Source organism: Thiobacillus thiophilus (assembly GCF_055378705.1).
In genome coordinates this window covers 336,311-355,929 of the sequence record NZ_AP042404.1, presented here as the reverse complement: position 1 = coordinate 355,929, position 19,619 = coordinate 336,311, and the positions used below count along the sequence as shown (strand labels likewise).

Genomic DNA, 19,619 nt, shown 5'->3' with positions numbered 1-19,619 from the left:
GCGATGACAACCCGGCCATCTTCCATCCAGTCGCGCCTGATCCTGCTGGTGCTGGGGGCGCTGCTGGCCGTCGAACTGGTGAGCGGATGGACCGGCTATCGGCGGGCGCTGCACGAGGCCGATGAATTGCTCGATGCCCAGCTGGTCCAGTACGCCCAGATCATGCTCTCCCTGGCCCACGAGGGGCGGGATGACGAGGTGCGGCTGCCGGACATCAAGGCCCACCCCTACCAGAGCAAGCTGATGTTCCAGATATGGGACATGAGGGGCGCCCCCCGCCTGATGCTCCGTTCCCCGGAGGCGCCGCACCATTGGCCGCAGGGCGTGAAACCGTCCGGCTATTCGGAAGTCACCCTGACGGGGCATGCATGGCGCTTCTTCGTTGCCAGGGGCGACAACGGCTACGTCGTCCTGGCAGCCAACGATCTGCATATCCATCAGGAACTGGCAAGCCAGATCGCGCTGAGCAACATGTCGCCTTACCTGCTGGCGGTGCCGATCCTGGCCGTGTTGCTGCTGCTGGCCATCCGCCGGGGGCTCAAACCCTTGCATGTCCTGGCAGCCGACCTTTCCGGGCGCGACCCGCAACGCCTCGACGAACTGCCGGAAGCCGGGCTGCCGAGGGAACTCCGACCGCCCGTCCGCGCCATGAACCAGCTTTTCGGACGCATTCGCATGGCCATGGACAAGGAGCGCCGTTTCACCAGCGATGCGGCCCACGAACTGCGCACGCCGATCGCGGCCCTGCGCGCCCAGCTGCAGGTGGCCGAGCGCACGCCGGACCCGGAAGAACGGCAGGCGGCCATCGCCAAGGCCCTGGGCGGAACCAGCCGAATGACGCATCTGGTGGCGCAGTTGCTGGCCCTGGCCAGGCTGGGGGCGGAGACCGCCGACAAGCCGGATGCGAACGTGAACCTCGATGACCTGCTTCATGACGTGGTTGCCGGGCTGGCGCCCCAGGCCGAGTCCAGGGGCATCCAGGTGAAGACCGACACTGAACCGAACTGCGTGCTGACCGGCAATGCCGAACTGCTGCGGGTATTGCTGCGCAACCTGATCGACAACGCCATTCGCTACGTGCCCGACGCTGGCAGGGTGCGGGTGGGCCTGGCCCGGGAGGGCGGATACGTGGTATTGACGGTGGCGGACAATGGCCCCGGCGTGGCGGTGGAGGAGCGGGATATGCTCGGCCAGCGCTTTCATCGCTTCGGCAACCAAGCTGTCGAAGGTGTCGGCCTCGGCTTGTCCATCGCGCGACGCATCGCGGAACTGCATGGCGCCGAACTGGTCTTCGGCGAGGGCCTGGAAGGCAGTGGCCTCGGGGCCAGGGTACGTTTCCCGGCTAATGGTTGAGGCGGGCGTCACCCGGCAATCAGAATCCGCCCTCGCCGCCCGCATGGCGGAATGAATCAAGGCCAACACGCTCAATCGTCGTCACCGCCATCGCCCCCTTCACCAAATTCACCGCGAATGTCATCCTCGTTTGCGTTGCGGTGGCACTCGACGCAATTCTTGAAATCGCGAATGCCTTCCTCGATGTGCTCGCGGCGGATGTCGCCTGGCGTATGCTCGTGGCAGCCGTAACAGGTATAGCGCCGATAGTCGTTGCGCACATGACAGGTCACGCAGCGGGTCGTGTGGTCGCGGTCGAGCGCGAAATACTTGTCGTGATCGAAGGTCGCCGGCGTCCACTTTTCCTGGCTGTGGCACTGGCTGCAGGTTCCGCTGATTCGTTCATGCAGCGGATCGACTGGCGCTTTGTGACAGGATTGGCACTGATCAAGCGTCGCCTTCTGCAGCAGGGCGTGCTTGAACAGTCCATGTTGCCGGTAGCGCCTCACCCCTGAGTGATCGCTATGGCAGACCACGCAGTCCTGGCTGGTCAGCTTCTGATGGAAAGGCACGGAGGTAAGCGGCTTCACGACGGGCAGGCCTGCTGTTGTCAGACGCCTGATCTCTTTTGGCTCATGGCAGGAAATGCAGCGTTCCGACCTGGCGCCGAGCAAGGGGCGTCCGGCGGGAATTCGGGAGACTCGGCCATCCGACGCTCGATTTCGGCTTCGGCCGCAAGCCAGTCGTCAAAGCCATGCACGGGGGCGTGGCCGCGCTTTGCGTAATGGTAGTAGGCGGCATCGCGAATCATCGCCTCGCGCTGATCGAGGTCGAAGGCGCCTTGCCAAAAGGTTGTTTCCGAAGCGCCTTTCGGGTTGGCGGGTTTGCCTGCCTGTCTAGCCATGTTTTCGTCCTCTATCGTTGAAAGATGAGGGGCATGGGGCGAACGGGCCGGGCCCGCATGCGGAGCGCCCTTGTGCCCCTGCGCCGCGGTATCCACGCGGTAACCGGACACCACCAGTTTAAATATAGTCGCTTCGCTGGCGGCTGTTCCGTACGGCGGGAATCGCGAAAAGCGGAAAGGTGCGTCGGGGGACGGCCTGCTTCAAAAGGCAGGCCGCGAACCGGGCTTTACGGGGAGAGGTTGAGCCGGCGCTGCTAGCCGCCCCAGGTCCGCACGCGCCCGACGTCCAGGTGCACGAAGTCGGAGCCCGGGTAATAGCCCACGCCGCCGCCTTTCAGCATGAGTCCGGTCCGGCGCAGGTCGGCCAGCGGGACGCCGGGCAGGCGGATGTCGATGGCCTTGCCCTCCATATGCAGGCTGCGCTTGGCGACGCCTGAACTGTTTCCGGCCAGCATCCGGTTAGTGGCCGGCGAACGGTAGCCGGAAATGACCTGGAATGGCCGGGAAGCGCCGAGTGCGCCATTGACGCGATGCAGCAGGTCCAGCAACTGCGTATCGATGACGGCGACCTCGCCGGTGCGGTGGTCGCGCAGGACGCGGTTGATTTCCACCAGCGATTCCGGCACGTAATCGCCCTGGATCCAGTAGGGCAGGTCGGCCTTTTCCCCGGTGTGCAGGTTGAGGAAGCCGAGCCGGCGCTCGGATTCGGACAGTCCCTGGCCGGCGAATGCGGCGCCCGGCAGAGCGGCAGCCAGCATGCCCAGTTTGAGGAATTTGCGTCGGCTGATCATGTGTTTCATGGATTTCCCTTCAATTCATAAGGCGCGAGGCGGCCCACTTCGCGGGCAAGGCCGTCCTGCGCCGCAATGACCGCGTCCACCGCGATCCAGTCGACAGCATGGTACAAGCCATTGGCTTCGGCCATGTCGCGCACGATCTGCGCCGGGTCGATGCCCTTGTTGTAGATGTCCCGATGGACTTCGAGCAAGATGCGGCCGTCTTCGACCACCGCCAGGAGGACGGGCTGGTAAACGAGGCAGCCCTGAGTACCGACCTTCACCTGGTCGAATAGTTCGGCCACATCGTCTGGATGCAGGCGAATGCAGCCATGACTGCGGAATTGGTAGATGCTCGCGGGGGCGATGGTGCCATGGATGCCATAGCCCCATATGCTCAGCCCGAGCCAGTGGGCGCCCAGGGGATTGTCGGGACCGGGCGGCACTTCCTCCAGCACGACTTTCCCTTCGCGACGCATTTCTTCCTGGATGGATTTCGGCACCAGCCAGGGCTTGTTCTTCACCCGCGAGACGATCCTGAACTCGCCTTGCGGCGTGGGCCAGCTGGGCTTGCCCAGGCCGACCGGATAGACCGCGCGCAGCTTGCCCTGGCTGAAGTGGAACAGCATGCGCTGCGGGAGGTTGATGAGAATGCCGTCGTCGAGCGCCGCCGGGACGATGTGGGGGTTGTGGATATAGAGGCGCTGACCGGGGTAGATGATGGCATCGTAGGGAATGGCGTTCTGCAGGGCCAGGAGCGTGGCGGCCACGCCAAAGCGGGCGCCGATGGCGATCAGGAAGTCTCCGGACTGAATGGTGTATTCGGTGTAGCCGCCCGTCACGCTGTGAGCAAGCGGCGGCAGGCCGCCTGCCAGGGCCGGAAGGCTGAGGCCTGCAAGGATGCAGGCGAACAGGCGGCCCGCACCCGCAATCCGTCGTGCCGGGATCATCCGAACCGGCAGCAACGGGATGTCGCGCCGCTATTGAAGCGGCATCGGCTTGTTGTCATTGAGGTTGAGCCAGCCCTTGGCGATACGGTAGATGAACCAGATGCTGGCCACGCCCCAGACGAGCCAGCCGATCAGGATGATCCAGGTGATTGCGCCGACGACCAGCCACAGCAGGCCCCACCAGAAGGTCCTGATCTGCCAGCTGAAGTGGCTTTCCAGCCAGGTGCCCTGGGCGTCCTCGCGCTTGATGTAGTTCAGCACGATGGCGACGATGGCGGTGACGCCGATAAACAGCGAGACGGCGTACAGCGCATAAATCACCATGGTCAGGGTTTTGAGGCCTGCAATTTTTTCGTCTGTGGCGGGAGTGAGGTCCATGTTCATCAACGTGCTTTCTCGTAAATCGGCATCATTTGCGGCACCAGCGCGCCGAGCGCCTGGATGCGATTGCCGGAGGCGGGGTGGGTGCTGAGGAACTGCGGCGGTCCGTCGCCGCTGGCGGCCTCCATTTTTTCCCACAGACGCACCGCGGCGCGCGGGTCGAATCCGGCGCGGGCGGCGAGTTCGATGCCGTAGCGGTCGGCTTCGGATTCGCTGGCGCGGCTGTGGGGCAGGGTCAGCGCGAGGTCGGCCACCGGCGCCAGGCCGCTGAGGTCGCGACCGGCGAGGACGGAGCCGATCTGCATGCCGCCCTGCATGGCGATGGCGCGCGACATGCGCTCGCGTCCATGCCCCAGCAGGGCGTGGGCGATTTCGTGGCCCATGATCTGAGCGATTTCGTCGTCGGTGAGTTTCAGCTTGTGGACGATGCCGGTATAGATCGCCATCTTGCCGCCGGGCATGCACCAGGCGTTGAGCGTGGGTTCGTCGATCACCGCGACCGACCATTTCCACTCGCGGCTGGGTGCATACATGTTGCCGGCCTGCACGATCAGGCGGTCGGTGATGCGCTTGACGCGGCTGTTCAGCGCCGCGTCGGTGCTGAGCTTGCCTTTCTTCTGCGCCTCGCTAAGCGTTTCCGTGTAAGCCTCGGCCGACGAGGCCTGCGTTTGTTCCTCGGACACCAGCACCAGTTGCTGGCGGCCGGACACCGGGTTGGCCTGGCAGGCGACCAGGCTGGCGGCGAGCAGGGCGGTGGAGATGAGCGGGTATTTCTTCATGGCGACTCCTTGAAGCAGATCATGTGATCGGGCCGGACAAGTCCATTCCCTTGTCATGCCGCGCGCAACGCGGCAAACCAGAAATGCCCGCTTGATCAATACGCTGGATTGCTTCGCTGCGCAATGACGGCCATATCGAATTAATCAGCGTTTTCCCAAGGCCGGAATCAAATTCCGCGTAGCAGTTCGTTGATGCCGACCTTGGACAGCGTCTTCGCGTCGACCTTCTTCACGATCACCGCACAATACAGACTATAGCTGCCATCCTTGGACGGCAAGTTGCCGGACACCACCACCGAGCCGGAGGGAATGCGGCCATAGGTGACTTCGCCGGTCTCGCGGTCGTAGATTTTGGTCGACTGGCCGATGTAGACGCCCATCGAGATCACGCTGTTGTCCTCGACGATCACGCCCTCGACCACTTCGGAACGCGCACCGACGAAGCAGTTGTCGCCGATGATGGTGGGGTTGGCCTGCACCGGCTCGAGTACGCCGCCGATGCCGACGCCGCCGGACAGGTGCACGTTCCTGCCGATCTGCGCGCAGGAGCCGACGGTGGCCCAGGTGTCCACCATGGTGCCTTCGCCGACGTAGGCGCCGATGTTGACGTAGCTTGGCATCAGTACGACGTTCCTGGCGATGTAGGAACCCTTGCGCACGGCCGCCGGCGGTACTACGCGGAAACCGCCTTCGCGGAAATCCCTGGAGTTGAAGTCGGCGAACTTGCTTGGCACCTTGTCGTAGTAGTTGGTGAAGCCGCCCTTGATGAACGCATTGTCTTCCAGGCGAAACGACAGCAGCACGGCCTTTTTCAACCACTGGTGAGTGATCCAGTTCTGGCCACCATCGTTTGGATCCTGGCTGCGCTCGGCCACACGCAGTTCGCCCATGTCGAGCAGATCGATCACGGCCATGACCGCGTCCTTGACCTGGGGTTCGACATTGCGTGGAGTGATCTCGGCACGGCGCTCGAAAGCGTCTTCGATGATTTTTTGCAGGTCTTGCATGAGGGTTTCCTTTTTGTTGGGTAGGGGATGTTTAACGAATGGGGCGGTAATTGGTGGGTTTCATGCAGCCTCGCCCACGAAGCGGACGATGCGCCCGGCGGCCTCGACACAGGCATCCAGGCTGTCGACCAGGGCGATGCGGACGAAGCCCCGGCCCGGATTGACGCCGGCGGCGTCGCGCGCGAGGAAGCTGCCGGGCAGCACGGTCACATGCTGCGTTTCATACAGGTCGCGCGCGAACACGGCATCGTCGCCGCCCGGCACCCGCGCCCACAGATAGAAGGCGGCGTCGGGGGCGTCGAAAGACAGCACGTCTTTCAACAGCGGCATCACCGCGGCGAATTTTTCGGCGTACTGGCGGCGGTTTTCGATGACGTGCGTCTCGTCGTTCCATGCCGCGATGCTGGCGGTTTGCACCACCGGACCCATCGCGCTGCCATGATAGGTGCGGTACAGCAGAAACTGCTTGATGAGCGCGGCATCGCCCGCCACCATGCCGGAGCGCATACCCGGCACATTGGAACGCTTGGACAGCGAATTGAACACGATCAGGTTGTTGAGGCCACGGCCGAGCTGCTGCGCGGCGGTGAGCGCGCCCAGCGGCGGGCTAGCTTCGTTGAAATAGATTTCCGAATAGCATTCGTCGGCGGCGATCACGAAGCCATGCTGGTCGGAGAGGTCGAACAGTTCCTTCCAGTCGGCCAGCGACATCACCTTGCCGGTGGGGTTGCCGGGCGAGCAGGTATAAACCAAATTCACTTCTCCCCACAGGTCTTGCGGCACCTTCGACCAGTCCATGGCAAAGCCGTTTTCCGGCAGGGTGTTGAGGAAGAAGGGGCGGGCGCCGGCCAGCAGCGCCGCGCCTTCGTAGATCTGGTAGAACGGGTTGGGTGAAATAACGACGCGGCGGCCGTGACGGCTCGAATCGACGCTGGCCTGGGCAAAAGCGAACAGCGCTTCGCGCGAGCCGTTCACCGGCAGCACCTCGGTCGCTGGATCGAGCTTCACCCCGTAGCGGCGCCCGGCCCACGCGGCAATCGACTCGCGCAGCGCATCCGAGCCCTGAGTGATGGGATAATTCGAAAGCCCGCCGAGGCCGGCGACCAGCGCATCCTTGATGAACTGCGGCGTCGGGTGTTTCGGTTCGCCGATCGACAGGTTGACCGGCGCGAGATCCGGATTCGGCGTCACCCCCGCGAACAGCTCGCGCAGTTTCTGGAACGGATAGGGGTGGAGTTGTTCGAGACGCGGATTCATCGCAACGGAATTTAACTAAAGCCACACATTATAAAGCCCCATGCCGCCGATTCCCCTGCAGCGCACCCTTGCCATCGGCAGTCTGATTTATGCCGCCACCCTGTGGGGAATGATGTGGTACCCCTACCGCTTGCTCAACGAAGCCGGCGTCGGCGGAATTGCATCGAGCCTCTTCACCTATGCCGTGCCGCTGCTCGCGCTCGGCTGGCTGCACGGACGCGAGCTGCAGCGGGCGCGCAGCCGCTGGATGTGGCTGGCCGCGCTGGGACTGGCGGCGGGCTGGACCAATCTGGCCTACGTGCTGGCCATGCTGCAGGGCGAGGTGGTGCGCGTGCTGCTGCTGTTTTTTCTGTCGCCGCTGTGGACAGTGGTGTTCGCGCGAATCCTGCTGCATGAAAAGCTCAACCGCGGCGGCTGGGCGGTGATGGTTCTGGCGGCGGGTGGTGCGATGGTCATGCTGTGGCAGCCCGGCGGCGACCTGCCGTTGCCGACCAACCGCGCCGAATGGCTGGCGCTGTCGGCCGGGGTGATGTTCGCGTTCAGCAACGTCATCAGCCGCCATCTCGGCGGCGTCACCGAAGGCGCCAAGTCGGTGTCGATCTGGGCCGGGGTGGTGGTGCTGACCCTGATCGGGCTGTGGCGCTATCCCGGCGAGCTTGATTTCATCGAACAGGCGGGGTGGGGCGTCTGGCTGCTCCTGCTGGGCGTGGGTCTCGCCATTGGCAGCATGACGTACGCGGTGCAGTACGGCCTCGCCCGCGTCCCGGCCAACCAGGCCATCGTCATCTTCCTGTTCGAACTGGTGGTGGCGGCAGTCGCGGCCTACTTCCTGTCGATGGAACGCATGGGGCTGCAGGAGTGGGTGGGCGCCATCATGATCGTCGCCGCCAGCCTGTTCTCCGGTCACATGGAAGACGACCAGGCGAAAGAGAACCCCCATGCCTGATGTTTGCGCACTGCACCACGCCGGCCTGTTGGTTTCCGATCTCGATCGCGCCAGGGGCTTCTACGAAGCGGTGCTGGGGCTGCAGGTGTACCCGAATCGTCCCGACCTGCCTTACCCCGGCGAGTGGTACGAACTCGGCAACGGCCAGCAGCTGCACCTGATGCAGTTACCCAATCCCGATGTGGGATCGACCCGCCCCGAGCACGGCGGCCGCGACCGCCACATCGCGCTGGCGGTCAGGGATATAGCCGCGCTGAAAAGCCGGCTCGATGCGGCAGGGGTGCGCTACACCGCCAGCCAGTCGGGGCGGGCGGCGCTGTTCTGCCGGGACCCGGATGCGAACACGCTGGAGTTCGTTGAAGTCAGTTGACAGGTGGCGGGCTTCGAGCTTCTGTCGACTTGGGGCCTTTAACCGATCGGGGCTGACTCAAACTGTTAAGGGTTGTACGATGCCTGCCCTCACACAGGTCCCGTACGCACGAGCCTGGCGGGCAGGCGTCGGACAAGCCTCGAGGGAGGAAACCGCAGGATGTTCCGATGGCGGCTGGAGAGCCTATCGGTCTATGGGGATTTGAAGGGCCGCACTCGTGCTGGACGTGACGATGAGGCGAATCACCCTCTGTTGGGCAGCAGTTTGATATCGCCTCCTGAAGCGGATACGCCCAATTCTTTGGCGCGGCGCCAAGTGGCAAACGGCGTTATTCCAGCGCAAGGCCAAGCCGTCCGCTATCGGCGCTGGATATCGAAGAGCCGACGGTTGGATTGCGCATTGCGAAGCGATCATGATGGCAGCAGTCAGTTTGAAAAACCAAATTCTCAGGCATTGTGGGAAAAATCACAGTGAAATTGAGGAAGAACCGTGATCTAATCAATTACATGCAATGAAGATAAGGTGTTAGAGTCAAACTACGGGTGTGCGTGAACGGCACTCCATCTCTCTTTCCAGCAAGGTATATCGAGTACGTACTGCCGTCGCACCGGACGCTTCCTGACGATGGGACCAACATTACGGCATGCGGCGGAACCCGCCGTAGCGGATCTGTGCCATTCGTCAAAATATCGCCAACAACCTCCTGCCCGAGCGCATTCCAGATATGGAAGGCATCGACAATCAGGGTTTCCCCCTCGTTGATCTGCACATGGAAAGCCCCCCAGAGATGTGTCGACATGACGTAACCTGCCGCTTGCTTCTGGGGCGTTGTTCCGGCCGGGAAGCCAAGTTGGACCTCTGGACCGTTGAATGTACCTGTGAAAAGGGCTGTCGTATGCATCGCCAGACCAATCTGACGCGCGCCTTGCGATAGGATCGTCAGTCCGAGGTATGGCGACGGATGCTCTTGATAAATGGCTTCCGACCACATGCTGGTCTGCGGACACAGACCTGAGTACCCTACAGCGACGCATCGATCCTGCGCAGCGGCTCCCGAAAAGTTAGGCTTCGCGGGATCCTCGATACCAGAGACGATTTCATCAGACGTGCCGGAGGAGTCAAGGTATCGGGCATGGTTTCTCGACACGGTATCCAAGAGTGGATTTTGGGCGAGCAAGCCCATCCCGAGCTGCTGTCGAACCTGGTTGATGAACTGAAAGTACGTCGACTCACCGGAACCAGCGGGATAGGTGGGCTCTGGGACCGTCGTTTGAATGTCCGGCCCGGTACTGCCATTGTCCCCGCCACCATTAGTGGGTGAGGAATCATCACCACCACCGCAAGCAGTGAGGGCAATGCAACATGTGAAAAGTATCATCTTTCCAATTGTGCTCGACATAACAGTTCCTTGTGCTGTGACGTGGTGGCGCAGGGGCTAGTAAATTGGCATGGCCCCAGTCAGATTCGGATAGACATACCCCAACCAGTCACTGCCGGAGTTCTGGGTATATCCTTGCGACGCCATGGCCGCGAGCTCAGATTCTGGGAAAATGGCGTGGTCGTCGCGCGTGGGGTTGTATTTACGCATAAGACGCACTGAGCCGGCGGGTTGCGAAACAGTCTTTGGATAGATGTAACCCTCTATCCCATCCAGTTTGTACCCGACAGACTGGTATGCACTAATACCGGCTGTGTCTGCGGTATATACAAAATCGGTGTGATATGGGTTGCCAGCACAGGCCGGAGAGTATGAATCGCCACATTTCCAGCTTAACCGATACAGAGGGACTAATGGAATCGACGGAGTGATTGGGTTGTCCTGCGTAGTAAAAATCCATACCTGCGCACGCGGTATATAGTCTTGCCAACCCCCAGGCATACCTGGAAAGTTGAGGTAAGCGTTAATCGTAATTCCACGGGTTTCGTATTGCGGGAATACTTCGTATGGAGGAGACTGGATTATCGGGGCAGGCCTAATGGTACCCGAGCGTGCAGCGGCTCCCATTTGTGGGGATGTTGTGTAGAAGTAGTCTTCTCGCTGGGCACTGTAGAAAGCAAACAATGGTGTGAGACGATATGGGTTGTAGCTCATCGTTAGATCAACCGTGCTACGCGCATTTGGCATGCCATATCCGTATTGGCTATCTGGAAAGCCTGCACGGTTTCCGCTATTCCTGATAATACTTTTGATGCTGTCCTTTGACAGTCTTGGGTAAATGGATCGTACTAGACCAGCAAGCGCCGTAATGTGCGGCGCTGACATAGATGTCCCAGTGCAGGAACCGTAACCGTCGCCGGGAATCCCAGACTCGTCGACACCTGATGTGTCTGCGCACATGTATTGGGGATATGGATTCCAAGACCCCCCGCTTGGGGTCGTAGACACCACTGAACGCGCTGGTGCGATCACACCAGAGGAGCCAGCATAGTTCGTGCCATTTGCAGCATCATATATCCAGAGGTTCCAATTTGTCCCACCTGCTGATTGGGCTCCGCCAACGGAAAGTAGGGATGGATCACTCGCGGGATATTGGGGGGATGTTTTTCTGAAATTGCCAGCTGCTCCAACCAGTAGCACATCGCGCTGATTTGCATTATTGATCGCAGCACAAGTTAGCGGTAAAACCGAGCAACTTCCAGTATCACTACCAAAACTCAGGTTGATGACTGAGACCCCGCGGCTGATTAGCCCATATAGGCTATTGGCGATGCTACTGTCGGTAAGATTGGACTGGGCTGACGCAATACTGCAATTAGGGCATCCACCTGTGACTCCGAGTCCGTTATTTTGTGTGCCACCGATGACACCAGCCACATGTAATCCATGGTATGAGTTGCTATAGCTCTGATCAATAAACGATAATTGTGAGCGAACGTTAGATAGATCGGCATGAGTGGATAAATAGGACATTGAGTCAACTAGGCCGACATAACCATGCCCCTTGGTCCTGTCCCAAGCCGATGGGAAATTCATCGCGTGCATTCCCCACTGGTAAAGTGGGGCTTGGGGTTTTACTGCGAAATATGGATCATTTGGATAGAAAGAAAAGTCCAAAGCTCGGTTGAGAGCAACAGTTATTAGTCCCCTTTGCCCTGCAAGGAGTTGAAGTGCAGACTTCGCAGCGTCAATTGAGGGATAGCTCAGGATAATAAACCGATGCAACTCCTCAACCGGATCGTTGTAGCTCAAGCGACGCCGAGCCAACTCGTCTAATCGACCATCTTTAATTACATATCGCGCGCCCTTCGTCGGGTTGCCCAGGGCACTAAGAGTAGTTGGGGTATTAATATTAACTGCATGAATCAGGACGTCCTCAGGTCGCATGTCAGTCCCTTTATTAACAGATGGAACAGCTGCTTGAATAAAACTACCATCGGAATAATCTGGTAGAAGTACTAACTCGTTTGTTTCTCCCCTGTTATTGATTATTGGGGGCAACGGGATGTTATCTGGCAGCGGAAGATCAACCGAAGTGCCACCTTCTCGATTGTCGAACACACCGCCTGTCCATGGTTCCTCTCCTTCTTCTGAGGACTGCGAAATTGCCGGAGATGAACAAAAAACAAGCAGCGCGAGGATGATAGCAGTCATCCTGCGGATATCCCTCAATTTCATTATCGCCTCCAAGTCGCAAGTCGTAGTTAGTTACTGCAACAATGTGGGCAATTTGACATTACCCAGCAGATTTCCTAAGCACAGTACGGCTGTCCTGCATATGTAATTGTCGAGGGTGTTGAAACGACGCGACGCCGAGCAACCTCAATATCAAGGCAGAATTATCTGATTTCATACCTTGGCCCTGGGTGTTTTGTGCTGACTACCTTTTTTAGGGGTGCTAAGCAGTGGTTGTTTCGATGTCAACATTGATCGGTATCCGGATAGATACTGTCTGTGATCATCAATGTCAAATCGTTTGATCACGTCGTCGGTCTGGCCGCTCAACACCATTGGGGTGCGCAATATGCCTGCAGCGGGTATCTCTAGCGGGGCAGAGGGTAGATTGACCAAGTCGATCAGAATCACTCGCCAGCTGGACCGGATGCTCAAGGAAGAGGCGCACATGCGAACCATGTCTGGCACCAGAACCTCAGGGAGCGACCTTATTGAGAAAGCTTAGTACACTTTTTCCGTCATGCAACCTGAACGGATTCAATTTTTGTTGTCGTCACTCGGCAGGTCTTCAGCAACCTTCTGCACTTGCTGATACAACACCTGCACCGGCCGCATCGACCGAGGTGGGTTGTATGCCCAGCAGGCGAGTGACATCGTCGGGATTGAAATGATAGCCTCGGAGTGAGAAGTAAGCACGCCCTTCGTTGGATGCCAAAATATTACCCTCATCGATTGAATTCGCAGAACATGCTGATGTGCAGTAACTGCTTGATTCATGGTCGGTTCGTCGCAGGTGTCTGTTCACGTATGTAATGATAATCCGTACAGAATGTCTGATGCGGGGAAAATGCTCAAATGACGGCACCTGGCCGGTTACTGCCCTTCGGATTTCGGCTTGATCCTCGCCTGGCCTGCCGCCGGCTTTACGTCGCTGTCAGCCCACTCACTTGAACAACCCTAATCCATCGCGCGCCAGCAGCGCGGCGCCGTAGGCGGCTTCGGTGTGTGCTGCGCGCGCGACCGGCACGCCCAATAAACGCGCACGGATTCGGGTCCAGACTGGATTCTGCGCGCCGCCGCCGGCGGTCTCGACCCGGCGCAGCGGCGCGCCCCGTTCGGCCAGCAACGCATAGCCGCGTGCCTCGATCCGCGCGAGGCTTTCCAGCAGGCCGTGCAGGAACTCGGCGTCGTCGGCCGGGCGCGGTGTCAGGCGCGGTGCGAGCTGTGGGTCGTTGACGGGAAAGCGTTCGCCGGGTTTCGGCAACGGCATGTAATCGAGCGGGCTGACGACCGTGGGGTCGATCTTTTTGCTGAGCGCGGCCAGCTGGCGGTCGTCGAAAAACTGCCGCAGCACCGCGCCGCCGGCGTTGGACGCGCCGCCCGCCAGCCAGCGCTCGCCGAACCAGTGGGAGTAGACGCCGTGTTCGGTCGATTCCACCCGGGTGTCGGACAGCAGTTTCAGCACCAGGGTGCTGCCGAGCGAGGTGACGGCGTCTCCGCTTTGGGTAACGCCTGCCGCCAGAAATGCGGCGATCGAATCGGTGGTGCCGGCGTGCACCATGCAGCCGGGGTTGATGCCGAGGTAGCGCGCACGCGGGCGCGACACGGTGGCGAGCCGGGCGCCGGGCGCGATCGGCACTGGCAGATAGTTGATGTCGGCCAGGTATTCCACCCATTCCGGCCATTTCAGGTCGTCGAGATCGAGGCCCATCTTGAGGGCGTTGTGGTAGTCGGTCATCCCCACCCGGCCGGTGAGCAGGCCCGACAGCCAGTCGGCCTGGTTGAGGTAAAGCCGCGCGCCGGTGAGGCCGAGCCGCTTTTTCAGCCACAGCACCTTGGCGAGGCCCGAGGTCGCCGCCGCGGCGGGATGGCCTGGCACGGCGGTTTTGGCGATAAGCGCAGCTTCGTCGGCCGCGCGGTCGTCGTTGTACAACAACGGCGGGTGGCGCGGCGCCAGCGCTTCGTCGCAGGCGAGCACCGTGCCGGAAGTGCCGTCGAGCGCGATGTCCGACAGCAGGCCGCGAATCGTGGGCGGCAGCGCCGCGACCAGATCCCACAGCGCCTCGCGCCAGATGCCGGCGCGCTCGTACTCGGCGAGTTCGCCGAAATCACGCGCATCCTCGGCAACGATTGCGCCTTTAGCGTCGATGACGCAGCTACGTGCGCCCGATGTCCCGAAGTCAATTCCAAGAAAATACAAAAGCTTATCCGCGTGTGTTCGACTGATGCTCGAACTGCGTAAGGTCGACGCGCGCGGCCGGCTGCCAGCCTTTCTTGCGGTGCTCGGCCACCACGTTGGTGAAGATGCCGCCACGCACATAGAACTTGGCGGTGAGCCGCATGAAGCGCGGCTTCGTCACTTTGACCAGGTCGTCGAGAATCCGGTTGGTGACATCCTCGTGGAAATGGCCTTCCTCGCGAAAGCTCCACATATAGAGCTTCAGGCTCTTCAGTTCGACGCAGGCCTTGTCGGGGATGTAGTCGAGGATCAGAGTGGCGAAATCGGGCTGTCCGGTCTTGGGGCAAAGGCACGTGAATTCAGGGACTTCCATGTGAATGTGAAAGTCACGTCCCGGTTTCGGGTTGGGGAAGGTTTCCAGGGTTTTGGCGGGCGTGGAGGACATAGGGGGCTCGGTGTAGAATGTGGCGAAATCAGACGCCGCCAAGGAACTCCTGAACAACTTTGTCATTGCGAGCGAAGCGCGGCAATCCAGCGTATCAATATGAACAGGCCTTTTGGATTGCCACGTCGCTACGCTCCTCGCAATGACGGCTTGCCCGGAACTTCCCTGACCATGCGTTGACGACGACACCCATTATAAAAGCTTAGGTCCGCTGTCTTGCGTTTAACCCACATCAAACTTGCCGGGTTCAAGAGTTTCGTCGATCCCACCGTCATTCCCGTTCCCGCGCAGCTGACTGGCGTGGTGGGGCCGAACGGCTGCGGCAAGTCGAACGTGATCGACGCGGTACGCTGGGTGCTCGGCGAATCGTCGGCCAAGCACCTGCGTGGCGAAACCATGCAGGACGTGATCTTCAACGGCTCCAGCACGCGCAAACCATCATCGCGCGCCTCGGTCGAGCTGGCGTTCAACAACGAGCTTGGCCGCGCCGCCGGCCAGTGGTCGCAATACGCCGAGATCTCGGTCAAGCGCGTGCTCGATCGCAACGGCGACTCCACCTATTACATCAACAACATGCGGGTGCGGCGGCGCGACGTTGCCGACCTCTTCCTCGGCACCGGGGTCGGCGCGCGTGCCTACGCCATCATCGAGCAGGGCATGATTTCGCGCCTGATCGAGGCCAGGCCGGAGGAACTGCGCGGTTATCTGGAAGAAGCCGCCGGCGTGTCCAAGTACAAGGAACGCCGCAAGGAAACCGAATCCCGGCTGAAGGACGCGCGCGACAACATGAATCGCGTCGAGGACATCCAGCGCGAACTCAAGACCCAGGTCGAAAAGCTCGCCGCGCAGGCCGAAGTCGCCCAGCACTACAAGCAATTGCAGGCCGACCTGACGTTTGCCCAGCAGCGCCTGTGGTTCGCCAGGAAGCACGACGCCGCCCAGCAGCGTGCGCGTATCGACAAGGATCTGGTCGAGGCACAGAACCGGCTGGAAGCCGAAACCGCCCGCCTGCGCCATATCGAGTCCGCACTGGAAACCGCGCGCCAAACCCAGTTCGCCGGGCAGGACACGCTGAACACCACGCAGGCGACGTATTACCAGGCGCAGTCCGACGTCGCGCGCATCGAGCAGACCATGGCGCACCAGAACGCCACCCGCGACCGGCTGTATCGCCAGGTGCAGGATCTCACCGCACGCATGGAATCGCAGCAGGCGCGCCGCGCGTCCACGCAGGAGGCGCTGAACGAGGTAAGCGCACAGCAGCCCGGCCTTGAGGCCGCGCTGATGGAGGCCGAAGCCGCCGCGCGGCAGGCCACTGACAGCACGCTGCCGCAAAAGGAAGCCGCGCTGCGCGAGGCGCAGCAGGGCGTGGGCGAGGCGCAGCGCGTGGTGTCGCAAGCCGAGCAGGCACGCCAGGTCGACGAAAACAGCCTCGGTCACACCAAGCGCCAGCTCGAACAACTGGACGCGCGCCAGCGCCGGCTCGCCCAGGAACAGGCGCAGCTGCCGCGCACCGATACCGTGGGCCTGGCGCAGAAGCAGATCGAGGTCGAGGAACTGGCGCAGACACTGGCGACCGCGCAGGCCGGACTGAAGGAAGCCGAGGTCGCGCTACCCGAACTCGACGCCGTCCGCACCCAGCACACGCACGAACTCGAAGCTGCCCGCAAGGCGCTGCACCAGACCGAAGCCGAACTCGCCGCGCTGAAAAAGCTGCAGGAAAGCCTGAAAGCCGACGAGAAACTTGGCGCCTGGTTGCGTAGCCGCGGCCTCGATGCCGCGCCGCGCCTGTGGGAAAAACTGCGCGTCGCCCCCGGCTGGGAAGCGGCGGTCGAAGCGGTATTGCGCGAACGCCTGCAGGCGGTGGCCGCCGATGCTGCCCCCGACTGGTTCACCGATGCGCCACCGGCGCGGCTCACGCTGTGGGCCGGGGACGGTATTGCGGCGCCGGCCGCAGCGGAAGGCCTGGCCAGCAAAATTGCCAGCGACGATGGGACAGCCCACGCGGCGCTCGCCGACTGGCTGGCCGGCGTGTACTGGGCCGACGACGCGGATGCCGCGCGCGCCCGCTGCGCCAGCCTGCAAGCCGGTGAATACGCCGTCACCCCGCAGGGTCACCTGTTCACTCGCCACAGCGTCACCTTCCACGGCCCGCACACCGCGGTCGAAGGCATCCTCGCGCGCGGGCGCGAACTCGAACGATTGGCCAGCGATGCCGTGCGCCTGCGTGACGAGGTGGCGCAGCTCGAAGCCGCTTACGCCGAGACGCAGCAGCGCTTCCTGGAACGCCAGCGCGAAATCCAGGCGCTGCGCGCGCAGACCGGGCAGACGCAGAGCCGCCATCACACCGCACAGATGGAGCTGCTGCGCCTGCAGCAGGCGGTGGAGCGGGTGCAGGGCCGGGCGACGCAGATCGCGCAGGAACTGGAAGAGGTCATCCATCAGCAGACCAGCGAGCACGCCACGCTGGAAATGCTGGGAAACCGCCTCAAGGATTACCGCAGCCAGGGCGACGCCGCCCGCGAGGCGCTTTACGCCGCGCGCCAGCTGCGCGACCAGGCCGACCGCGCCGTGTTCGAGGCGCGTGAACTGCAGCGCGCGGCCGAGCGGCGGCATCAGGAGGCGGGCTTCGCACTCACTACCTGCAGCAACAAGATCAGGGAACTCGGCGACACGCTGGCACGGATCGACCAGGAAATCGCCGACGACGAGACGCGTCTCGCCCAGGCGCGCGACGAACTGGCCCGCCTGCCGGCCGACGCGCTGGATGTCGAACTGCAACGCACCCTGACCGCGCGCACCGAGGCCGAAGCCGCGCTGGCCGCCGCGCGCGACGCGCTGGAAGGCCTGACCGCGCAGTTACGTGCACACGACGAAGCGCGCCTGGTCTGCGAGCACGGGCTCGACCCGCTGCGCCGTACCATTGAGCAGCTGAAGCTCAAGGACCAGGAAGCCATGCTGATGCAGTCGCAGTTCGAGTTGCAGCTGCGCGAGGCGGCAGCCGACGAGGCCAGCCTCGAATCGGGCCTGGCCGATAGCCCCAGACCCAGCCAGCTGCAGGCCGAAATCAATCGCCTGCAGGCCGAAATCGCTGCGCTGGGCGCGGTCAACCTCGCCGCGCTGGACGAGCTCACCCAGGCGCAGGAGCGTTCGGATTACCTCGCCGCGCAGTGCGCCGACCTGCTGGAGGCCGTCACCACGCTGGAAGACGCAATCCGCCGCATCGACCAGGAATCGCGCGCACGGCTGAAGGAAACCTTCGACACCGTCAACCGGCATATGGGCGAGCTGTTCCCCAGGCTGTTCGGTGGCGGCCAGGCGCGGCTCATCCTCACCGGCGACGAGCTGCTCGACGCCGGGGTGCAGGTGTTCGCCCAGCCGCCCGGCAAGAAGAACGCCTCGATCCACCTGCTGTCCGGCGGCGAAAAAACCCTGACCGCGCTGTCGCTGGTGTTCGCCATGTTCAAGCTCAACCCGGCGCCGTTCTGCCTGCTCGACGAGGTCGACGCCCCGCTCGACGACGCCAACACCGAGCGCTACTGCAATCTGGTCAAGGCGATGTCCGACCACACCCAGTTCCTCTTCATCACCCACAACCGCGTCACCATGGAAATGGCCCAGCATCTGGCCGGCGTCACCATGCAGGAGCCGGGCGTGTCGCGCATCGTCACGGTAGACGTGGAAGAAGCGGTGGGGATGGTCGAGGCGGCCTGAGCCCCTGGCAGGACTTCCCATTCCCGGCTAATCAAACTAGACTAATGAAACTTAGTTTGATTGGAGGTGCCATGCATACCGTCAATATTCACGAAGCCAAAACCCAGTTGTCAAAGCTGATCGAGCAGGCGGTGCAAGGCGAAGCCTTCATTATTGCCAAGGCCGGGAAACCCCTGGTCAAGGTCACCCGGCTGGATGCACCTGCGACCGGGCAGGCCAAACGACTTGGTTTCATGGCGGGTCAGATTGCCGTGCCGGACGATTTCGACCGCATGGGCACTGAAGTCATCGAGCAGCTTTTTGGCGCAGAAGGATGAAGCTGCTGCTGGATACCCATGTGTTGCTCTGGGCGGCGGGTTCACCCGCGCAATTGCCGCCCGCCGCACGCGCCATGCTGAAAGACCCAAATAATGAATTGGTGTTCAGCGCGGCCAGCCTGTGGGAAATCACGATCAAGCGCGGTCTGGGGCGCGCCGATTTTCAGGTCGATGCACGGGTGCTGCGTCGCGGCTTGTTGGACAACGGCTATCTGGAGTTGCCGATTACCAGTGAGCATGCAGTTTTCATCGACAGCCTGCCGCCTATCCACAAGGATCCGTTTGGCCGCATCCTGATCGCGCAGGCAACGGTCGAAGGCATCACGCTACTTACGGCGGATGCGCTGATCGCCCAATATCCCGGTCCAATTCGGGCCTTTTGATTTTTACGACTCGCGTCCGTTATCCCTCGCACATGACCCCGCACGACTTCATCGCCAAATGGGACGGGGCGGACGAGACGCACCCGTTGGCCGGGCTGGCGGTGATGCTGGGCAATCTGGTGTCGGCCTGGGAGCATACGCATTACCCCATGCCGCCTGAAATGAGCGGAGTGGAGGTATTGCGTTTTCGGTGTACCGATTGGCTTGTTTGCCGATTAGCGCAGGCGGCTGCGCGATGAGGAAGCTCACCCGATTCACCCCGGCGA

19 protein-coding genes are annotated in these 19,619 nt (G+C 61.7%); 7 read left to right on the top strand and 12 right to left on the bottom strand.

Features of this window, described 5'->3' with window-relative positions; genetic code table 11:
* Positions 1-3: 3 nt before the first annotated feature.
* Entirely contained in the window at positions 4-1,353 is a 1,350-nt protein-coding gene (locus tag ACZ41T_RS01715) for an ATP-binding protein (RefSeq protein ID WP_464922761.1), read from the top strand.
* A gap of 71 nt (positions 1,354-1,424) precedes the next feature.
* Here the strand turns inward: ACZ41T_RS01715 and ACZ41T_RS01710 are convergent, their stop codons facing one another.
* The 8 genes from ACZ41T_RS01710 to dapC form a co-directional block, all read right to left on the bottom strand.
* Positions 1,425-1,922 carry a hypothetical protein gene (locus ACZ41T_RS01710; RefSeq protein ID WP_464922760.1) on the bottom strand — a complete coding sequence of 166 codons (498 nt, stop codon included), beginning with the start codon at positions 1,920-1,922 and terminating at the stop codon, positions 1,425-1,427.
* Between the two features lie 20 nt (positions 1,923-1,942).
* Complete coding sequence (locus ACZ41T_RS01705) at positions 1,943-2,332, bottom strand: DUF2934 domain-containing protein (protein ID WP_464922759.1); 390 nt, start codon at positions 2,330-2,332, stop codon at positions 1,943-1,945.
* A gap of 158 nt (positions 2,333-2,490) precedes the next feature.
* The gene (locus tag ACZ41T_RS01700) at positions 2,491-3,036 is read right to left on the bottom strand and encodes a YcbK family protein (RefSeq protein ID WP_464922758.1); all 546 of its coding nucleotides are present in this window, start codon (positions 3,034-3,036) and stop codon (positions 2,491-2,493) included.
* On the bottom strand, positions 3,033-3,962 hold the full coding sequence (locus ACZ41T_RS01695) for a L,D-transpeptidase family protein (protein WP_464922757.1): 930 nt from the start codon (positions 3,960-3,962) through the stop codon (positions 3,033-3,035). The genes ACZ41T_RS01700 and ACZ41T_RS01695 overlap by 4 nt, the downstream gene beginning before the upstream one ends.
* Before the next feature lie 30 nt (positions 3,963-3,992).
* Positions 3,993-4,346, bottom strand: coding sequence for a DUF4870 family protein (locus ACZ41T_RS01690; protein WP_464922756.1), 354 nt, complete (start codon positions 4,344-4,346; stop codon positions 3,993-3,995).
* Positions 4,346-5,122 carry a M48 family metallopeptidase gene (locus ACZ41T_RS01685; RefSeq protein WP_464922755.1) on the bottom strand — a complete coding sequence of 259 codons (777 nt, stop codon included), beginning with the start codon at positions 5,120-5,122 and terminating at the stop codon, positions 4,346-4,348. Before ACZ41T_RS01685 ends, ACZ41T_RS01690 begins: the two co-directional genes overlap by 1 nt.
* Positions 5,123-5,289: 167 nt before the next feature.
* Positions 5,290-6,129 (bottom strand): 2,3,4,5-tetrahydropyridine-2,6-dicarboxylate N-succinyltransferase, encoded by an 840-nt coding sequence (gene dapD, locus ACZ41T_RS01680; RefSeq protein ID WP_464922754.1) that lies wholly within the window; start codon positions 6,127-6,129, stop codon positions 5,290-5,292.
* Positions 6,130-6,189: 60 nt separating this feature from the next.
* Positions 6,190-7,386 carry a succinyldiaminopimelate transaminase gene (gene dapC, locus ACZ41T_RS01675; RefSeq protein WP_464922753.1) on the bottom strand — a complete coding sequence of 399 codons (1,197 nt, stop codon included), beginning with the start codon at positions 7,384-7,386 and terminating at the stop codon, positions 6,190-6,192.
* Positions 7,387-7,426: 40 nt separating this feature from the next.
* Here dapC and ACZ41T_RS01670 point away from each other — a divergent pair, with 40 nt between their 5' ends.
* Both ACZ41T_RS01670 and ACZ41T_RS01665 read left to right on the top strand, forming a co-directional pair.
* On the top strand, positions 7,427-8,332 hold the full coding sequence (locus ACZ41T_RS01670) for a DMT family transporter (protein WP_464922752.1): 906 nt from the start codon (positions 7,427-7,429) through the stop codon (positions 8,330-8,332).
* A complete protein-coding gene (locus ACZ41T_RS01665; protein ID WP_464922751.1) occupies positions 8,325-8,702 on the top strand; it encodes a VOC family protein in 378 nt (125 codons plus the stop codon). The genes ACZ41T_RS01670 and ACZ41T_RS01665 overlap by 8 nt, the downstream gene beginning before the upstream one ends.
* Before the next feature lie 502 nt (positions 8,703-9,204).
* Here the strand turns inward: ACZ41T_RS01665 and ACZ41T_RS01660 are convergent.
* The 4 genes from ACZ41T_RS01660 to queF form a co-directional block, all read right to left on the bottom strand.
* On the bottom strand, positions 9,205-10,101 hold the full coding sequence (locus ACZ41T_RS01660) for a hypothetical protein (RefSeq protein ID WP_464922750.1): 897 nt from the start codon (positions 10,099-10,101) through the stop codon (positions 9,205-9,207).
* A 36-nt stretch (positions 10,102-10,137) separates the two neighbouring features.
* On the bottom strand, positions 10,138-12,294 hold the full coding sequence (locus ACZ41T_RS01655; protein ID WP_464922749.1) for a S8 family peptidase: 2,157 nt from the start codon (positions 12,292-12,294) through the stop codon (positions 10,138-10,140).
* A 964-nt stretch (positions 12,295-13,258) separates the two neighbouring features.
* On the bottom strand, positions 13,259-14,515 hold the full coding sequence (locus tag ACZ41T_RS01650) for an FGGY-family carbohydrate kinase (protein WP_464922748.1): 1,257 nt from the start codon (positions 14,513-14,515) through the stop codon (positions 13,259-13,261).
* A gap of 4 nt (positions 14,516-14,519) precedes the next feature.
* A complete protein-coding gene (queF, locus tag ACZ41T_RS01645; protein WP_464922747.1) occupies positions 14,520-14,939 on the bottom strand; it encodes a preQ(1) synthase in 420 nt (139 codons plus the stop codon).
* Positions 14,940-15,155: 216 nt separating this feature from the next.
* On the opposite strand from queF, the gene smc reads away from it, so the two are divergent.
* The 4 genes from smc to ACZ41T_RS01625 all read left to right on the top strand — a co-directional run bounded on the left by smc (position 15,156) and on the right by ACZ41T_RS01625 (position 19,592).
* Complete coding sequence (smc, locus tag ACZ41T_RS01640) at positions 15,156-18,653, top strand: chromosome segregation protein SMC (protein ID WP_464922746.1); 3,498 nt, start codon at positions 15,156-15,158, stop codon at positions 18,651-18,653.
* A gap of 71 nt (positions 18,654-18,724) precedes the next feature.
* Positions 18,725-18,970 (top strand): type II toxin-antitoxin system Phd/YefM family antitoxin, encoded by a 246-nt coding sequence (locus ACZ41T_RS01635; RefSeq protein WP_464922745.1) that lies wholly within the window; start codon positions 18,725-18,727, stop codon positions 18,968-18,970.
* Positions 18,967-19,353 (top strand): type II toxin-antitoxin system VapC family toxin, encoded by a 387-nt coding sequence (locus ACZ41T_RS01630; protein WP_464922744.1) that lies wholly within the window; start codon positions 18,967-18,969, stop codon positions 19,351-19,353. Before ACZ41T_RS01635 ends, ACZ41T_RS01630 begins: the two co-directional genes overlap by 4 nt.
* Positions 19,354-19,385: 32 nt before the next feature.
* Positions 19,386-19,592, top strand: a complete 207-nt coding sequence (locus ACZ41T_RS01625; RefSeq protein WP_464922743.1) for a hypothetical protein — start codon at positions 19,386-19,388, stop codon at positions 19,590-19,592.
* Positions 19,593-19,619: the final 27 nt, after the last annotated feature.